A 16,338-nucleotide genomic window follows, 5' to 3' on the forward strand; every position below is an offset into this window, starting at 1 on the left:
CAAATCGCGCTTTGTATCGCGGTTCTCCTGCTGTTGCACTAAATGGAGGTTGAGGTTATCAGACTGGCAAAAACGATTTAAGGATGCGAATTTTTTCCGACGTTTCAATGCCCAGATGTAAAATAGAGTCAGTGCGATAATCGGCGGGGGCCATGACAGAGACAAGCGTTAGAAAAGAAGCTTTAAATGCTATACGCGAACTCCTCGCGAGAGGTAACAAAAAAGAGGCGGTGAACGTAGCCAATCTCTTCAGGACAAATCTGAAAAAATCGTCAGTTGATGACCTGACCTTTTATGGAAAGCTGATGACCGAAGTTGGTTTTGTTCAAGAAGCCGAGAAATTGCTTCGAGCCGCTATAAAGAAAGCAGAACCAAACAATTACACGCAAGGCTTAGAAACCCTTTTTTGGCACCTCCGTATCCCGCCACGTATGCGTGACATTCGAGCCGGAGTTGCGCTGGCTCAGACACTTTCTCTTCCTGACGTTCAGAGCGTGCTAGACGTGGGCTCGGGAGGAGGAGAACATGCTCTAGCTTTCGCTAACGCTGGAAAGCAGGTACACTGCGTCGATTACGGAACTTCAGTCTATGTGCAGAACTCGGCAGCCCTAGCTGAGGCAGACGCCCACTCGAACATACGTAAATCGATCTGCGACTTCATGGAATTGAATACGGACGGGAAATACGACCTTGTCTGGTGCAGCCATGTTCTAGAGCATCAAACCAACCCTAACCTCTTCCTAAGGAAATGCCTAGCTCATACCGCAGAGCGTGGCTGGTTAGCCATCACTGTCCCACCTTTGAAACATCAGATCGTGGGTGGGCATGTTACTCTTTGGAATGCGGGCTTGCTCCTCTACCAACTCGTTCATGCTGGAAACAATTGTTCCGACGCCCTTGTGATGAATTATGACTACAATATCAGCGTGTTGGTCCAAAAAAATCCGATCATATTGCCTACGCTAGATTGGGATGCCGGTGATATCAATCGTCTTCACGATTACTTCCCGCCGGGTTGCACTGAAGGCTTTGACGGACGACTCTACGGGCACGCTATTCGACGAAGCACCAGCGAGAAAACCTAAGTATCAGTCCCTAGAAATATAGCACCGTTGACGCTCTCAGAGCGCGCTTCAACATCGATCGGCTCTCCATGACTTCGCAGATAACCTTTCCCGTCAACACGTTAGTTGGAAATCTAACCATCGAATTACCCCAGTATATTGAGGTTGTAGCTCTTCCGGATAGACAGATCTGTGAAGCGTTTAAGAGCTTCGCTAAATTTACATGTGAGGGTGAAAAAAACTCACTGTATCGCGGCCAAAACACGCAAACTTCAAAGCTGACCGTTAAGATTAAAGGAAAGCGCAATAAAATTATAATTGGCTCGAATGCGGATGTAAGGGGAACGATCAATATCGTTGGCGGTAATCTCACGGTCCTGATCGGAGCAAGCACGACTTTTAATAACGTGAACATATATTGCAAAGGCTGGAATCACTCCGTCTTTATTGGAAAGGACTGCATGTTCTCGTCCGACATCGAAATCAGAACATCGGACTCTCACTCAGTGATCGATCTCGAAAGAATGGAGACGACAAACCCGCCCGACGGCGTTTTCATTGGTGATCATGTCTGGATCTCCAAATTTGCGTTCATACAACGCGGGTCAGTATTGGCTAGTGACACGATTGTCGGCTTTGGCACCATGATAAACGGGAACTTCTCAACCGAGAACAAGCTCATCGTCGGTAGACCTGGACGAGAGGTGCCCAATCGGCGTGTAAGCTGGGCAAGAAAGGGTGAACTAAAGGTCGTTGACGACTCAATTTACCAGTGGAGAGAACTCCCGTTGTTGTAATCGACGAAGACACCCCGAGGCCTTGAGTTTGCCACACACTTCCTATGCAATGCGTGTAGGCATGATGACCCCCCGCCCATTCCCCGTGTTCCAGACCCCTCTTTCGAAAGTGGCCCTACAAATTCTTGTTTGGGTAAGACGCAGAATTAAGCAACTGAGTAGAGCAATTGTCCCAGATTGAAGATCAAAATCTTACGCTGCAGAGACCGACTGAAACGTCCGACATCGTAGACGTTAGCGACATTACGATGGTATTCTGCGTTCGATTGCATGACGGAAATCCATGGATCGCTCAGCGATTGAGCCAGGTGCGAGAGTACTACAACCCGTGCCCCAAAATCGTGATAGTGGACTTCGGGTCCACCTCGGAGCACGCTGCAACGATAGCCGCGGTGTGTAAAAAAAAGGACTACCGGTATCACTTCGTCCCGGACTTTGATGTATTTTCACTAGCGTCCGCGAGAAATTCTGGCTTCGACCAAGTCGAAAGCGATTTTGTATTTTTCTGTGATCCCGACTTTGTTGGCGAGCGAGATCTATTCGCTCGCTTGTCAAAGCACGCCACCTCGCTGAAAATGCGATCAGTTGTCGATATCATTCTAAATCCTCCGGCGTTTCACTTAGGTGCCGAGGAAAGTATGATTTTCGACCAGCTTGCCGATCCTGCTCTCCAGTCTTCTTATCTCGACGCGTTATCCTATCGCTCGTATTACCGAGCGTATAGCAAAGACGATGAGCAGTTCGTTGCTCCTTACTCTAATGTGTTTCTTATCAATCGAAGCTTTTTTTCAATGGCTGGAGGATACGACACCTCCTTCAGGGGCCACGGTTCGGAGGATTTTGAATTCCTGCTGCGCCTGTGCGTTATTGCCGGGTACTTTCCGATGCCTAATGATCCCCAGTCAGACATGCTTGGCCCGTTGAAGAACGAATTCTTCGAGGCTCGACCGTATAGCGGGTTCCGTCGCCTCTTCGAGTTGTTATCCCAGCCTAGTGAAAGCTTGGGTCTTAAGATTTTTCACCGTCATCACCCGCGAGAGAGGACTGGAACGTGGTACGAAAATAGTGACTGGAAGCGAGGTCGTTTTCGCGCCGCGACTGACAAGTTCATATCCGCTCATCAAAACCTACTTTCGGTAGATTTTCTCGGGCGAAAAAAGAAAATCGCTTGCCTCTGCAGGAACACGGACACTTGGGGTTATTTTCTCCCCCTCCGGCTTGCCGGTTATGAGCTAGTACCAGTGTTCGATTTCAGCGCTGAGACAATGGCGAGCCTGACGAAACACATAGTTAGTGGCGAAATCTCGGACATCGCTATATTCAATCCGCATATGAAAAGTCACATGCCGTTTCGGCCTCTCGTGCTTCTGGCTCGGGAGCTAGGTCGTACGGTCATAGTGCTAGAACGCGGCGCGCTACCCGGGACGATTTATTACGCCGACGACGTGTGCTATACATCCGACGAATTTTCGGAACGGAATTTTCTGGAAGCCGAGTTCTCAGATTTAGAGCTCCTTCAAGCTGATGAGTACACGCGACGTCTACGTAATGGCAGTGCCACGCTGGAAAGCATGAATAGCTACAGCATCACGGCCGACAAGTATGAGGCACTCAGAAGCTTGTCGGCGAGAAAGTTGTTTGTTCCTCTTCAGCTGGACGATGACATGGCCGTAACGATGTTCCTAAAAGGGGAGCAACGATATTCAGATTTCGTCAATAGCCTGGACAGCCTAGCCCGGTCCCACCCCGATTTGATTTTAATTATAAAGCCGCATCCGCTTTCTAAGACCGATAATTTACCAAATGCACCTAACGTGATTATAGCGGAGCGCATGGATAACGTCCATACGCTTCTGGACTTAGCAGATGCGACGCTATGCTACAATTCAGGCGTTGGCTTGCTTTCTATATTACATCAAAAGCCGACCATTACCTTAGGGAACGCCTTCTACAACATCTGCGGCGTAGGTTATCGATCCACTTCATCGCTCGAAGGCGTGAACGCGTTTCTTTCGGGATCCGTCGTGCCGCCACCTCTAGACACGGTCAATCGCCTGACCGCTTGGTTCATTCACCGAAAATATTCCACATTCATCGCTACAGACCACATCAAAGATTTTGACACCCGAAAATCTCATGCCTATCGAGATATCTCCGTAACCACCTTTCGTTGGAAGGAGCACTCGTTCCAGCTCCGGCGTCTCAAGGAAGAATCGCCGTTCTCTTGGAAGAGTTATGGTGCTTCCAAAATTGCACGCGAACGTTCTAAAGACCGGGAGGCCGAATTTGGGCCTGACAAACTACTCCGGGCGGGTTTAAACGAGTTTCATGACCGGAATTATCTAAAATCAGCACAACACTTGGTTTCGGCGTATTCTCTTCGGCCCGAAAAGCCTGTGGTATTGAGATACGCCGCAGAGGCCTACTATCGCGCGGGGAACCGGAGGTTGGCGATAGAGACGCAGTCATCTGCAGTTCGAGCGCTGCCGAGTAACAAGAACACGAGAGCCCGGCTGTGGACGATGCGATTTCCGTTTTTGATATGGTTTGTTGGCAAGAAGGCGGTAGACGTCCCTCGTCGTTAATGAATAGGAACAAGTCGTGGATAGTCTTGAATTTTGCACGACCGCTGGTCGGAAGAAGCATTCGGTTGTCGCCGTATCTTCTGCTGGATGGTTGAACGAGACGAATAAATACCTTCCGGACCTACTGAATGCAGAGAAGTTGATCGTCCCGAAGGACGCCAAACTTGCTGCAAGCTGCGCCGGTTTTGTCCAATGGGGTATACAAGAGAGCGAGTCGAAAACGAGATTGCGTCAGTATGCCCGAGAACTCGCGCGTCCTCTCGCTTACATCGAAGACGGCTTCATTCGGTCGTTTGATATAGGTCTTTCACATGAGCCTGGTCGATCAATCATCCTAGATGACTTAGCATTTTACTATGATGCGACAAAACCTTCTAGACTTGAGACTATACTTAACTCCGACTTTAAGCCAAACTTTATTGAGAGATGGAAAACGCGTGACGCAATACATTACATCACCCGCAACAGGATTTCTAAGTACAACAATGCACCCGAGGAATTACCGGCGGATCTATCCCGAGCCTCCGGTAGGAAAAAAATCCTTTTGATCGATCAACGAGCAGGGGACGCTTCGATCGCCGGCGCGCTTGCTTCGGAAAGCAGTTTTAAACGGATGGTTGACGAAGCGTTCAAGCACAAAGACGCTGATGTAATCGTTAAAATACACCCTGATGCTCTGACTCCAGGCAAATTTTCAGCCATATCGCCGTCGTTGGGAGAGTATAAGGGTGATAAACGCCTTCACGTTATCAGTGAAGCCGTGAACCCGTACGTTTTGTTTGATTTCGTCGACGAGGTCTTCGTGGTGGCTTCAGGTATGGGGTTCGAGGCGGTGATGGCGGGAAAATCTGTTTCCTGTTTTGGGGTGCCTTATTACGCCGGATGGGGCGTCACCAACGACTATAAAGAGCCGCTTAGAAGCCGTAAAAAACGGTCTCTCGAAGACATATTTCACGTCGCTTGGATGCGATTGTCGAGATACGTCGACCCCTCATCACGGAAGCTAGTTTCCGTGAAGGCCGCAGCTAAGACGCTCGCGTCTGAGAGACAGCGGCAAGGGCTTACTGCATCATAGCGAATCTACTTTGCATCAGGCGGATGAGGGATCGTTAAGCGGTTCGACGCATGCGTCGGCATATGAAGATCAGCAAAGCGTCTGCTTTCTCTTGCGTCGCTGGGATTGAGCTACAGGGCTCGCGCTCAGGATAAGCTTGTAACAGTAGTGGCAGATCTTAGTAGTGGCGCATGACGACCCTTAGTTTGGTTGCTCAGGAGCCTAAAAAACGGAGGTAGATAATCATGTCTATTGAGGAGACGATATTCCTACTCCAGTCAGCGACTAAATCTGAGCGGGAACTTGACTACGCTATTGCCGAGGCGATCGGATGGAAAAAACAAGTTCACGAAGTTCATAATCCGCGGACCGGAGGCGCCGTTCCGGACACAAAATGGCTAATGCCCGGTAGCGAGCAGCCGGGGAAAGTTCCGTACTTTAGCTCGAACTTGCAGAATGCACATGAACTCGCGCAACAGTTGGCTCCCGGTCACATAGGAGCTTGCGGTTGGCAGATGGGCAAAGGGCGCGCACGAATAAATCTCGCTCCTGTCGTCGAAGCCGCTAATCCGTCTATCGCGCTATGCATCGCAGCACTGACTACGCGGCTAAAAATCGGCAAGTAGAGGATCATATTCTGTTATCGAATTATCTGGTGCAATTCGAATTTTTTTCGGAATATATTTGGGGGCCCCGGACGAAATGCGCGCCTCTAACGAAGCAATACAACGAGAAACGTTTGTCCAGTCACAATCCGCTAAGATTTCAGGGCCGTAGTCCCACCATCTCAAACTAAGTAATTTCTCGACAGCTTCTTCCTCGAACCTTAATCTGATTTCGCGCGCTGGCGCTCCCCCAACAACCGCATAAGGAGGAACATCCTTCACTACGACAGAGCGCGCAGCTACCGCTGCGCCATCGCCAATCGTTACCCCTCTGGCAATGAATACGCCGTCACCTATCCAAACATCACTTCCGATTTCGATAGGTCTGCTTCTGTGGATGGTATTAGCTAGGTAAGCTTTTCTACTATGGTCTATTTGATCTTGCCGAAGGTGAAAGTCTGTGAGCAGTTCAGGCCAAGCCCTGCTCCAATGTCCCTGTAGGAGCGAATGGGTAGAAATCTGTGAAAGATCATGCTCTGCGGAGCCCGCAATTAGGGCTGGCCCGATTGAGCAGAAACGGCCAATACGACGGACATGCCTGAGGTTGCTGTCCCGACCTCCCATGTACGTGAATGCACCAACCTCTTGTACGTCGAATTCCCCACCTCGAAATTGCACGAACGGCTCCAAGGTCATAGTGCCGCGCCGTGAGCCGGAGCCGATCTTGCTTTCTTTCCAAAAGGAAACGCGGTGCGCCCTAAGCGCGTCTAAGAAGCCGATATCCATTACGCGTGATTAGATTGTTTCTGATCGCTTCACAAGGGAACCTACTTTCCAGCAATTTCGGCCTCCCGACAAGGCCGAGCGGTTCAGAACTTGTTTGGTGCAGGCTTTTCCGTGTTTAGGATTTCGTTTACTTTAAATCTAAAACATGTAATTATCGTGGACGGTTGCCGCCGTTATCCAGTTGGACGTGCGAATCGGCCCTGTCACTGACATCAAGCGAAGTTCGGATATGGTTCGTTCGCTAAGCAGGCGCACCAGAGAATCACAATTAGCGCGGAGGCAACCGATCTAACTGTGCTACAGGGATCAGGTAGCCATTGAAAACCATATCACCATTAAATGCTTTCAGAGCGCTACAGTACGTATTTTTTCTCGTCGCCATGTTCATCGCAGCGAGCGATACGCTAGCTTCGACGAGGGATTGCAAGTCACCACGGGAACTCACAAGAAGTCTTCGTCTAGACCCGACGTGTGTATACAAAGGCTCCATTCTCATTGCAGCCTCTGACGTTGTGCTAGACTGCGCCGGCGCCAGTATTGACGCCTCGACGTCGCGCGTCGGAATAACCGTCAGAGGGGAAAACATCGAGAACGTCACCATAACAGACTGCTCAATTTTCAACGCGAGAAACGAAGGGATCCGAATTCGTCCTCCAATTAGCGCGACGCAGATGGCGCTTTTACCACTGCACGAGCGTTACCTGCGGGCCCCTAAAAATATCAGCATTAACAACGTCAAAGTTAAAGGCGCCGGCAACGTAGGGATATACGTCGGCAACTACGCACAAAATACAGCCATTAGGAATGCTTACGTCACAGCTACCGGGGGGGTCGGGGTTTATCTTGATGCATCGTCAGTACGGACAGTCTTACTGGACAGTAGGTTGGAAAAAAATGGCTACGGTACTTCGAAGGAGCCACGAAGGAACCGAGAAGCAGTGGCCATTGACTCGTCTTCACAAAATGAGGTCAGAAACAACATATTCATCAATAACTCAGCAGGAGGCGTGTTCCTGTACAAGAATTGCTGGGAGCACTACAAGGATCCGAATCAGGCGCCACGATGGATGTTTCCCGTCCTGAACATTATCACTGAAAACCACTTTTCCGAAAAGGTCGGGGTTTGGATTGCTTCACGGCAGCTAAAGAATCAGACGTCTATGAACTGCGGAGATACAGCGATCGCGCCAGGCTACTACCGCGACTATGCTGAATACAATACGGTTGCAGCAAATAATTTTTTGGGCGGCATAACCGGCGTCGTTATTCAGGACAGCTTCGCGTCTATACTTCACAACAGCTTCGAGCGCCAGGAAGGAGCATGTGTCCTTTTAGGATCGCCGCTGCGAGATCGACTACTACCGGGCGGGATCAGCGGCACGACTCTTCGAGGAAATGCTTGTGCTTCAACCCGGGGCTTCGTGGCGCAAGGTGAGTCCGAGTTTGCCGAGTGCGAACTTAATACTTTAAAGAAACAAGAATTCGAGTGTTCCAAACAAGACTCTAATGGTCGAGCACCGCAACCGTGAATTGCAAATTCCGTTAACTAAGCAGGGTAGGCTGCCGACAAATTGTACGTCTCCGCGACGAATGCTCTGCCGAAAGGTCCTGGATTTGCGAATTCTGGAGGCAAATCATCAAAGGATAAGAACCTCAAATACCGCCGCATTATTTCCTTCCCATTGGAGAGGATGAGTTTGCATCCGCTGCCAGACGCGGGCGTGGACCAATTGTGGCAGATCTTCCACGCCGTGCTACGTAGACAATGTTCACCCTACCATCGTGGCACTCTCCAGAATCTTTTGATGGCTAAGCCGACCACGAGTTCGATAAATCTTAACAATTACCGGCAACTCCGGAGAGCCGACGTACACACACCTCTCGAACCAAGTTCAAGAATATGTATATCCGCTCGACGATGAAGTTAATTTCCTGATCTGTAACAGAGAAAGCCGTAGAATAACGCGCGTCAACGTAGGCGCGATCAAGGCGATCAAAGCAACGGCGCGCGAATCTTGTGTCGCGGGGCCAGGCTTCTATCAACTTTGGCTCAACACGTTCGGCGGCAGACCTCAACACTTTCAGCCGATGCGACTTCGGGCTATAACGTGTTAAAACCAGAAGCACGCAGTGATACAATTTTTCGGTTGTCTGATGGAGGTCAAACGCGGCTTCGTTGCGGAAGCCACGTTTTACCGCTTCCTCCGCCAATGCGAGGCGCCTTTGTGCGCTCGGAAACCATTGGTCGTAGTAATCTTGTGCCTCTGCCAGAGCCCCTTCAGCGTCGAGTACCCTCTGTTTTGCGAGCGGATGCCCCATCGCTTCATAAAGCATGATCCCGTCGCGTGCGATGTCAACAAAAAACGGCTTGCCGCTAGCTAGCTTATCGTTGACCTCCTGCAGCGTGTGGACAATGAAATTGACCGGTGTCTCGATGTTGCGTGTGATCGTCAACTCGCGCAGGAAGTGCTCCGCGACCTTATGCCAGACCTCATGCTGCTCGTCCCATGTTTTGATATCCACGACGATGAGAAGATCGTAGTCAGATCGGTATCCGCTTCTACGATCCTCAACCCAATCCCCGCGGGCGTAGGACCCGAACAGCATCACTTTCAGGATATGCCCGGTTCGCTGTTTTCCGTTTTGCGCCTCCTCGAACTCGTCAAAGAGGATCTTCAGAGCCCGCTTGAGTTCGGTGCGCTTCTTTTCCGGCAGGTGATCAAGTCGGTCAGAAAACATAAACGGCTTGGCTCTCGAAATGGCATTTTGATTAATAGCCACAGATTAGCAGATCCGGACGGTTACCGCATCTCGAAAGCTGCTCTGACGAGAGCGTCGCTCTCATTTTTTGAGACTTACTCTGCCTATTGCGTGGCGAGCAACAGCACAACGTAGGCCACGACCGTGAAGACAAGCCCTCGAAAAGCGAGGGACACGCATTTGTACTTCTGGCCCGCGATCAGCGCCAGGACATCGGCGTTATCGAGATATTGGTGGAAGAGGTAGGAGACATCGCTCCGCTGCGCCGCTGTCTCGAAGAGGCTGCGGTGATGCGTCCACTTTCCCCAAAACAACGACGTCGACTTGTCGATCTGGCGCGGCAGAACAACGCGGATGGCAAACAAAATAGAGAAAACGGACGCAACTGCCAGCATAGCTGAGAAGAAAATCTCTATCCAGTTGCCGTGTGTATATCTCGCCCAGTTGAAGACACCCCTACCCTCCGCTGAGGAGACCAAGAATGCCAGCATGAATGTAAATATGTAAGCAGCCTTCTGATCTGCAATTTTTATCTGGTCATAAAATACGTCGTTAATCTTGCGTATGTGATTTATATATTCTTCTGTGATCTCTCCTGTCGCCATTGGCATGTCCAACATTTCGGTCGGCGCGCTATCAAAGTCACTCACGTAATTTTTCTCCAATGGCAAAAGCATAACCTTCATATAAGACTCTGGCTTCCAATCAATGCTCTTGCTAAAGCATCAACAAAACTAGTCAGGTTTGGGGACTGACGTCGGGGATGCTGGGACTACGCAAATTAGTTTTTTGCGGCGCAACCGCGCTGCCATTGATGATGGCCGCAGCTTTTCCTGCGATGGCCGAACCTGTGTTGCGGACCGGCGAGAGGGCCGGTGCCGTTATCGCGCGAAAAGCTGGCGAAGAAGTCCGTTTCATTGATGTGAGTGATTGGCGCTCAGTCGACCTGAAGCAGGATCTCTTGAGTGGAGACATCCTTCGCACAAACGCGGCTGGCCAATTAGCGATCGTTTTTTCCGACCGCACTCAGATCCGGCTTGGACGTAACTCGACGCTGGTCGTCAAACAAATCACGACGGGCACAAGCGCCGACACCGTTTTGCAATTGCAGAGCGGGACCATCTGGGCACGCGCCGAACGCGGAGGCTCTGGGGTTGAGGTACAGACCGCGGCCGCGGCTGCCGCGATCCGCGGCACTGACTGGACCATGACCGTCAATGGTCCCAATACAGCACTTACTGTTCTGGAAGGTGTGGTCCAACTGAGCAATCCGCAGGGCAGCATCGAGGTAAGGCAAGGTGAAGGGGCCGCAGCGACGATCGGGCAAGCGCCGAGGAAAGTTGTTGTCGTCGATTCAGACGATCGCGAGCAGATGCTTTTCTATCTTCCGCCGCGCGAAGCGTTTCAGCGCATGGCGCCCGCCGCTCAGCCACTGGCCGCCATCCGGCGCGATGCGGACCGGATCCTTTCAATCCCGCCGGATCGACGAAGTTCAGAGGATTTGCTTGCACTTGCGGAAGCGCAGATGTCGCTGGAAAGCAGTGGCAGGGCGAGCGAGACACTTGCCTTGATCAACAGGGCAAGGCTCTCTGCTGGTCAGCAGGCGCGGGTTACCCTGATCGAGGCCGTTCTTGCTGCCGGAGAAAATCGCTTTTCAGATGCCGCAGGGCTTTTTGAGCAGGCCGAGCGCAAGCTTGACGGCGCAAGGCGTGCGATCGCCCTGTGGGGCGGCTATTACGCTCGCTCGCTTTCAGATCCGAGCCGTGTGGAGGCGCTTCCGCCGAGTAGCGGGGGGCCAGAGGCTGCATTTCTGCGTGCCTATGCGCTAGGCTTTCTCAAGGACTTAAACGCTTCAATCGATGCGTTGCGTGAAGCAGAGACACGTTTTCCGACTGATGCATCGCTCCCAGCCTACCGCGGATGGATTGCGCTCCTTCTCAACGATCGCGACCAGGCACTCGAGGCGATCAACCGCTCGCTGTCGCTCGACCCATCCGAGCCAACTGCGCTTGAGGCAAGGTCGCATTTTCGCGCCGGTTTCCAAGGCGACACCCAGGGAGCGATGGAGGACCTTCAGGCGGTCTTGAAAGTGACGCCGGGCAGCAGCAGCACATGGAATGCGATTGGCGATCTTCAGTCGACCCAGGGCGCTGCGCGAGAAGCGGAAGCGGCGCTTAAAAAGGCGATAGAACTCGATCCTCAAAGCCCCGTTCCCCATGCCAATCTGGCGATTTTTTATCTGGACACCAACCGGATAAGCGAAGCCAAGCGCGAGATCGACGCAGCGTTGATAGCGGATCCGGCGCTCGATCAGGTTCTGATTGCGCGCGGGCGCTACTATCTCCAGATCGGCGAGACCGACAAAGCGATCGACGATCTGCTTGCCGGGACAACCGCCAATCCAGCCGATGCGCAGGGCCAGATCGTCCTTAGCGCGGCCTACTATCAAAAGGGCGACCGCATTGCGGCAGAACAGGCGATCGACAACGCTGACAGGCTTGATGACAACGACCCGGTCATTGCTGCATTGCGGACCTCTGTAGCAATCGAGGAATATGATTCCCACCGCGCGATCTTGCAGGCGCGCGAATATTTGCGGCGGGCCCGAGCCCGCGGCGGCGAATACAGTTCGCTCGGCGCCGATCAGCAGGCCGGATCGACGCTCAACAGCGCCTTCCGGTTTCAGGGGCTGAATGCCTGGGGCGAATATTACAGCGATGCCGTATTCGACCCGTTTTCCGGTGCAGCCTATATCGACGAAGGCATCCGCGGTAGCAGCGCCCCCTTTGCCAACAGCTATTTCTACGGGGCCGACATCGTCAACAACGGGCCGAACGCAAATATCTTCTCGTCAACGCTGCAGGGACTGCTGCTCGAGCCAACGCTGATCTCGGCACCGTCGCGAGGCTTCAACATCCTGCAGCGTCCTTTCCTGGAAGTGGCAATTGGCGGCGGCGTCACCTCGGGGGATGGCGAGGCGGGCTATACGTTAGAGGCGGAGGTACAGGGCTATTTCAACCTGCCAATGCCGACCAGCTACTACGCCAATATAGAATGGCAGAAAATGCCAGAAAGCCGACCGACGGAGGCGGTATCCAGTCTCGACACGGAGCTGGAGGCGCTCGGCGGAAATGCCTTCGTTGCCGCCAGCCCGACCTTTTATGACCACGTCGTCCTTTACTACAATGACAGCAAAAGCAATTTTGACAGTTCGGTCACGACCAGTGAATTTCCGCTTCTGTTCGGCATCCCTGTCGCTGGCACATTTCCTCTAGACCGCGAGCGGGAAGTGTCGGGCACCGCACGGAATGGGGGGATCGGCTGGAGCCATACATTCGGGGACCAGAACGTCCTGAACACGGCCCTGCTTTATAGCGGGGTTGAAAGTGACGACACGCAATATCTCGAGTTTGACGACGGCACGTCCCTTCCCGTCCTTCGCACGCGGGGCGAATTTCGGCGCGAAGCCTATATCGCGGGCGTCAGCCATGCGATCGGCGTCAACAACCTGACCTGGCGCTATGGCATCGAGGGAGGCTGGCTCGACGATCGCCAGAGGCAGAGCGCAGAAAACCTCCTGCCGCCCTTCCTCGGTGGCGGCACCGTCACCATCGACAGTTCCTCCGAACGTACAGCGGTCGGCCGGGCCTATGTCGATCTCCTGCATGAGATTACGCCGGAGCTTAAGGCGGAATACGCGCTCTTCGGCAGCTATGTCGACCGCGAAGACGACCGTCGCGCCCGCCTCGAGCCACGTGCGGGCATTGCCTGGACGCCGGCCGAGGGCCAGTGGCTGCGCGCGAGCTTCATGCGTTCCAGCATCGACATGAGTACACCGACGCTGTCCCCCGTCGCAGTCGTCGGGCTGCAGCCGAACCGCTTCGAGGTCGGATCGGGAGGTTATGCCGATACCTACGCCCTCCGCTGGGATTCGGAATGGTCCGATATTCTTTTCACGGCCCTGGAATTCCAGCATCAGGAACTGAAGGATCCGCAAATTGCTGTTCCACTTGTCGCCGTTCCTTTCTCCACACCAAAAGGCCGGATCGACCGCGCGAGCCTGACAGCCAATCTTCTATTGGAACACGGTTTTGGCCTTTATTCCAGCATCGCCTACACGGAGTCCAAAGATGAGGGCCGTGGCACATCGACCGCCGGAGGCGCCCTGCCCTACCTGCCCGAATGGGCCGGCCAGCTGGCTGTCACATGGGTCAGTGAAGCGAATATCCGGGCGACGCTTGCCGCCAACTATATCGGCAGCCGTGATAGCCAGCGTGGCGTGACACTCGACGACTACTGGACGCTCGATGCCAACCTGACCTGGGAGCCGTTCGACAAACGTTTCGAGGTGGAACTCGAAGCTCGCAATCTGCTCGATCGGGATTTCGACGTCGATGTCGCCACACCCGGCTGGGGGCGCTCCTTCAAAGGCACAGTGAAGGTCCGGTTTTGATGAGCCATCCGTCGATGAAAGTGTTTCTTTGATGCTCGCACGTCCCGAGCTCGCTCCGAAGGTGCACCGTCTTGCAGCCTCGCGTGCTTTGCAGGTGACGATACTGGCCATCGTCGTTGTCGCTGCAGTGGCGTTGATCGCTCGCCTACCTGCGTGGCCGCTTGTTGACGCCCGGGTTTTTGACTACGTTTCAACGATCGGTGCACCGGCGGCACCCGACGGCGGACCGGTGATCGTCGCGATCGATGAGCCCTCCTTTTCCGAAATCCAGACGCAATGGCCATGGCCACGCAGCATCCATGCCAGGTTGATCGAGGCCCTGCGCGCAGCCGGAGCCAAGGTGATCGGCATGGATATCATTTTTGCCGAGCCATCGTTGTCCGCCGAGGATGCTACGCTTACGGCAGCACTGGGGCCCGATGTCGTGCTTGCGGGTGATGAAACACTGGTTACCTCGCCGCAGGCAGACCAGTTCGTGCGTGTGCTTCCGATGCAGATGTTTTCAGACGCATTGGCACTGTCGGGCATCGCCTCGGTCGCGCTCGACCGCGATGGCGTGCTGCGCCGCATGCCGGCCTATGACGACGGCTTTGCCGCAATGATTGCCATTGCCGCAGGGCTGGAGGTAAACCCTCCACCCGAATGGGCGCTGATCCAGACCTACGGACCGACACGAACCTATCCGACCGTCTCCTACTACCAAGCCCTGGACCCGGATCAGTTCCTGCCGCCCGGATTCTTCAAGGACCGTGTCGTCATCGTCGGCCTTAGCCTGCAGAATGCGGCCTCGGTGGAAAGCGGCGGCGCCGATGCCTTTGCCACGTCCTATACGGTCCATACGGGCAAGCTGGTCGCGGGCGCAGAAATCCAGGCGACGATCTTCGACAACATCCGCCAGGACGCCTACGTGTCGGAGGTAAGGACCTCTATGGGTCAGCTGTTTCTGCTCGCCGCGGCGATCCTTGCCGCATTGACAGTCTACAGGCGGACTGGGTGGCAGACGGTAGCGATAAGCGCTTTCGCAGTCGTCCTGATGTTTGCCGCAGCCTATCTTGCGGTACGCTTTGGTCGGGTCTTCGGGTCGCCCGTCGCCCCCGCCCTTGCCCTTATTGGCATTGCTGCCAGCCAGTCCGGCATCGACTACGCGCAGGAGCGCAGAAGCCGCCGGCAGATCACCCGGGCGTTTTCGCAATACCTATCCCCTGCCCTGGTGGAGCAGCTTGCGCGCGACCCTTCAAAGCTGAAACTCGGCGGCGAGAAGCGCGAACTTTCAATCCTGTTTTGCGACGTGCGCGGCTTCACCACCATTTCAGAACAACTGAAGGATGACCCGCAACAGCTCACGACGTTGATCAACCGGTTACTGACGCCACTTTCCGACATTGTGCTCGCGCACGGTGGCACGATCGACAAATATATAGGCGACTGCCTGATGGCCTTTTGGAATGCGCCTCTGGATGATCCAGACCACGCAAGGCACGCTGTGGCAGCGGCTATTGCCATGCTTGGTTCGATGGATCGGCTGAATGAGGAGCTGTTGAGCGAGGCCGAGGCAGAGGGCCGCGTGTACTATCCATTGCATATCGGGATCGGCATTAACACCGGAGAATGCGTCGTTGGAAACATGGGCTCGACCACCCGGTTCGACTATTCGGCGCTCGGCGACAGCGTCAACCTCGCTGCCCGCCTGGAGGGTGCATCAAAAAATTATGGAGTCTCGATGCTGATCGGCGAAAATACTGCGGCCAGGGTTGCCGGCAGTTTCTCGCTTGTGGAACTGGACCGCATCTTGGTCAAGGGAAAAACCGAAGAGGTCAGAGTCTACGCAGTACGACCATGACCACCCGGTCGAAGAGGGGATGCTTCCCGTTCAGAACGACATCTCATAGGTCGAACCAGGTTTTCCGAGCTACTGACTGACTGAGCTCAGGCAATGGCCACGTGCACCGGGCTGATCCGCACCCACGGGCCCGCCTGATCAGAAAAGTTCCGGAAGCCCCTTGAACACGAACTTGGGCGGCGAACGCGTCAGCCGCGGTTTCATCAAAGAAATGACCGTCCTGATGTGCAAGTAATCCCCTCCGCCACAGGGCGCGGTATCCAAATCACTGAATGTTATCTTGGGATGATTCCGCCGCCCCGCCTGAGTCGTATGTCCGACCCAGAATGCGGACAATCGCATCCGAGGGTTCTCCAAAACCTAGCTGCGACCTCGTCGCCCTACGCCCTCGAAC

10 protein-coding genes are annotated in these 16,338 nt (G+C 53.7%); 7 read left to right on the plus strand and 3 right to left on the minus strand.

Annotated elements, in window-relative coordinates; translation table 11 throughout:
- Positions 1-152 precede the first annotated feature (152 nt).
- From BM216_RS27680 to BM216_RS27695, 4 genes are all read left to right on the plus strand, one after another.
- Complete coding sequence (locus BM216_RS27680; protein WP_093002686.1) at positions 153-1,085, plus strand: class I SAM-dependent methyltransferase; 933 nt, start codon at positions 153-155, stop codon at positions 1,083-1,085.
- Positions 1,086-1,153: 68 nt separating this feature from the next.
- Complete coding sequence (locus tag BM216_RS27685) at positions 1,154-1,861, plus strand: acyltransferase (RefSeq protein ID WP_093002688.1); 708 nt, start codon at positions 1,154-1,156, stop codon at positions 1,859-1,861.
- A 167-nt stretch (positions 1,862-2,028) separates the two neighbouring features.
- Positions 2,029-4,446 (plus strand): capsular polysaccharide export protein, LipB/KpsS family, encoded by a 2,418-nt coding sequence (locus BM216_RS27690; RefSeq protein ID WP_093002690.1) that lies wholly within the window; start codon positions 2,029-2,031, stop codon positions 4,444-4,446.
- A 16-nt stretch (positions 4,447-4,462) separates the two neighbouring features.
- A complete protein-coding gene (locus BM216_RS27695; protein ID WP_093002692.1) occupies positions 4,463-5,521 on the plus strand; it encodes a capsular polysaccharide export protein, LipB/KpsS family in 1,059 nt (352 codons plus the stop codon).
- Between the two features lie 587 nt (positions 5,522-6,108).
- On the opposite strand, the gene BM216_RS35120 is transcribed toward BM216_RS27695, so the two are convergent.
- On the minus strand, positions 6,109-6,891 hold the full coding sequence (locus BM216_RS35120; protein WP_093002696.1) for a CatB-related O-acetyltransferase: 783 nt from the start codon (positions 6,889-6,891) through the stop codon (positions 6,109-6,111).
- A gap of 380 nt (positions 6,892-7,271) precedes the next feature.
- Between BM216_RS35120 and BM216_RS27710 the strand changes: the two genes are divergently transcribed.
- Complete coding sequence (locus BM216_RS27710) at positions 7,272-8,420, plus strand: right-handed parallel beta-helix repeat-containing protein (protein ID WP_244530362.1); 1,149 nt, start codon at positions 7,272-7,274, stop codon at positions 8,418-8,420.
- Positions 8,421-8,727: 307 nt separating this feature from the next.
- On the opposite strand, the gene BM216_RS27715 is transcribed toward BM216_RS27710, so the two are convergent.
- On the minus strand, positions 8,728-9,672 hold the full coding sequence (locus tag BM216_RS27715) for a HEPN domain-containing protein (protein ID WP_348272022.1): 945 nt from the start codon (positions 9,670-9,672) through the stop codon (positions 8,728-8,730).
- An 83-nt stretch (positions 9,673-9,755) separates the two neighbouring features.
- A complete protein-coding gene (locus tag BM216_RS27720) occupies positions 9,756-10,301 on the minus strand; it encodes a Pycsar system effector family protein (RefSeq protein ID WP_093002755.1) in 546 nt (181 codons plus the stop codon).
- Between the two features lie 311 nt (positions 10,302-10,612).
- On the opposite strand from BM216_RS27720, the gene BM216_RS27725 reads away from it, so the two are divergent.
- Both BM216_RS27725 and BM216_RS27730 read left to right on the plus strand, forming a co-directional pair.
- Complete coding sequence (locus BM216_RS27725; RefSeq protein ID WP_348272023.1) at positions 10,613-14,104, plus strand: FecR domain-containing protein; 3,492 nt, start codon at positions 10,613-10,615, stop codon at positions 14,102-14,104.
- A gap of 31 nt (positions 14,105-14,135) precedes the next feature.
- Positions 14,136-15,944: a CHASE2 domain-containing protein gene (locus BM216_RS27730; protein WP_093002704.1), complete on the plus strand. Its 1,809-nt coding sequence runs from the start codon at positions 14,136-14,138 to the stop codon at positions 15,942-15,944.
- Positions 15,945-16,338 lie beyond the last annotated feature (394 nt).

It is taken from the genome of Rhizobium sp. NFR07, assembly GCF_900111905.1.
GTDB lineage: Bacteria > Pseudomonadota > Alphaproteobacteria > Rhizobiales > Rhizobiaceae > Neorhizobium.

Excerpts from the sequence above, each read along its gene's own strand:
- BM216_RS27680 (WP_093002686.1), top strand. The coding sequence starts at position 153 with ATGACAGAGACAAGCGTTAGAAAAGAAGCTTTAAATGCTATACGCGAA.
- BM216_RS27685 (WP_093002688.1), top strand. The coding sequence starts at position 1,154 with ATGACTTCGCAGATAACCTTTCCCGTCAACACGTTAGTTGGAAATCTA.
- BM216_RS35120 (WP_093002696.1), bottom strand. The coding sequence starts at position 6,891 with ATGGATATCGGCTTCTTAGACGCGCTTAGGGCGCACCGCGTTTCCTTT.
- BM216_RS27710 (WP_244530362.1), top strand. The coding sequence starts at position 7,272 with ATGTTCATCGCAGCGAGCGATACGCTAGCTTCGACGAGGGATTGCAAG.
- BM216_RS27730 (WP_093002704.1), top strand. The coding sequence starts at position 14,136 with ATGCTCGCACGTCCCGAGCTCGCTCCGAAGGTGCACCGTCTTGCAGCC.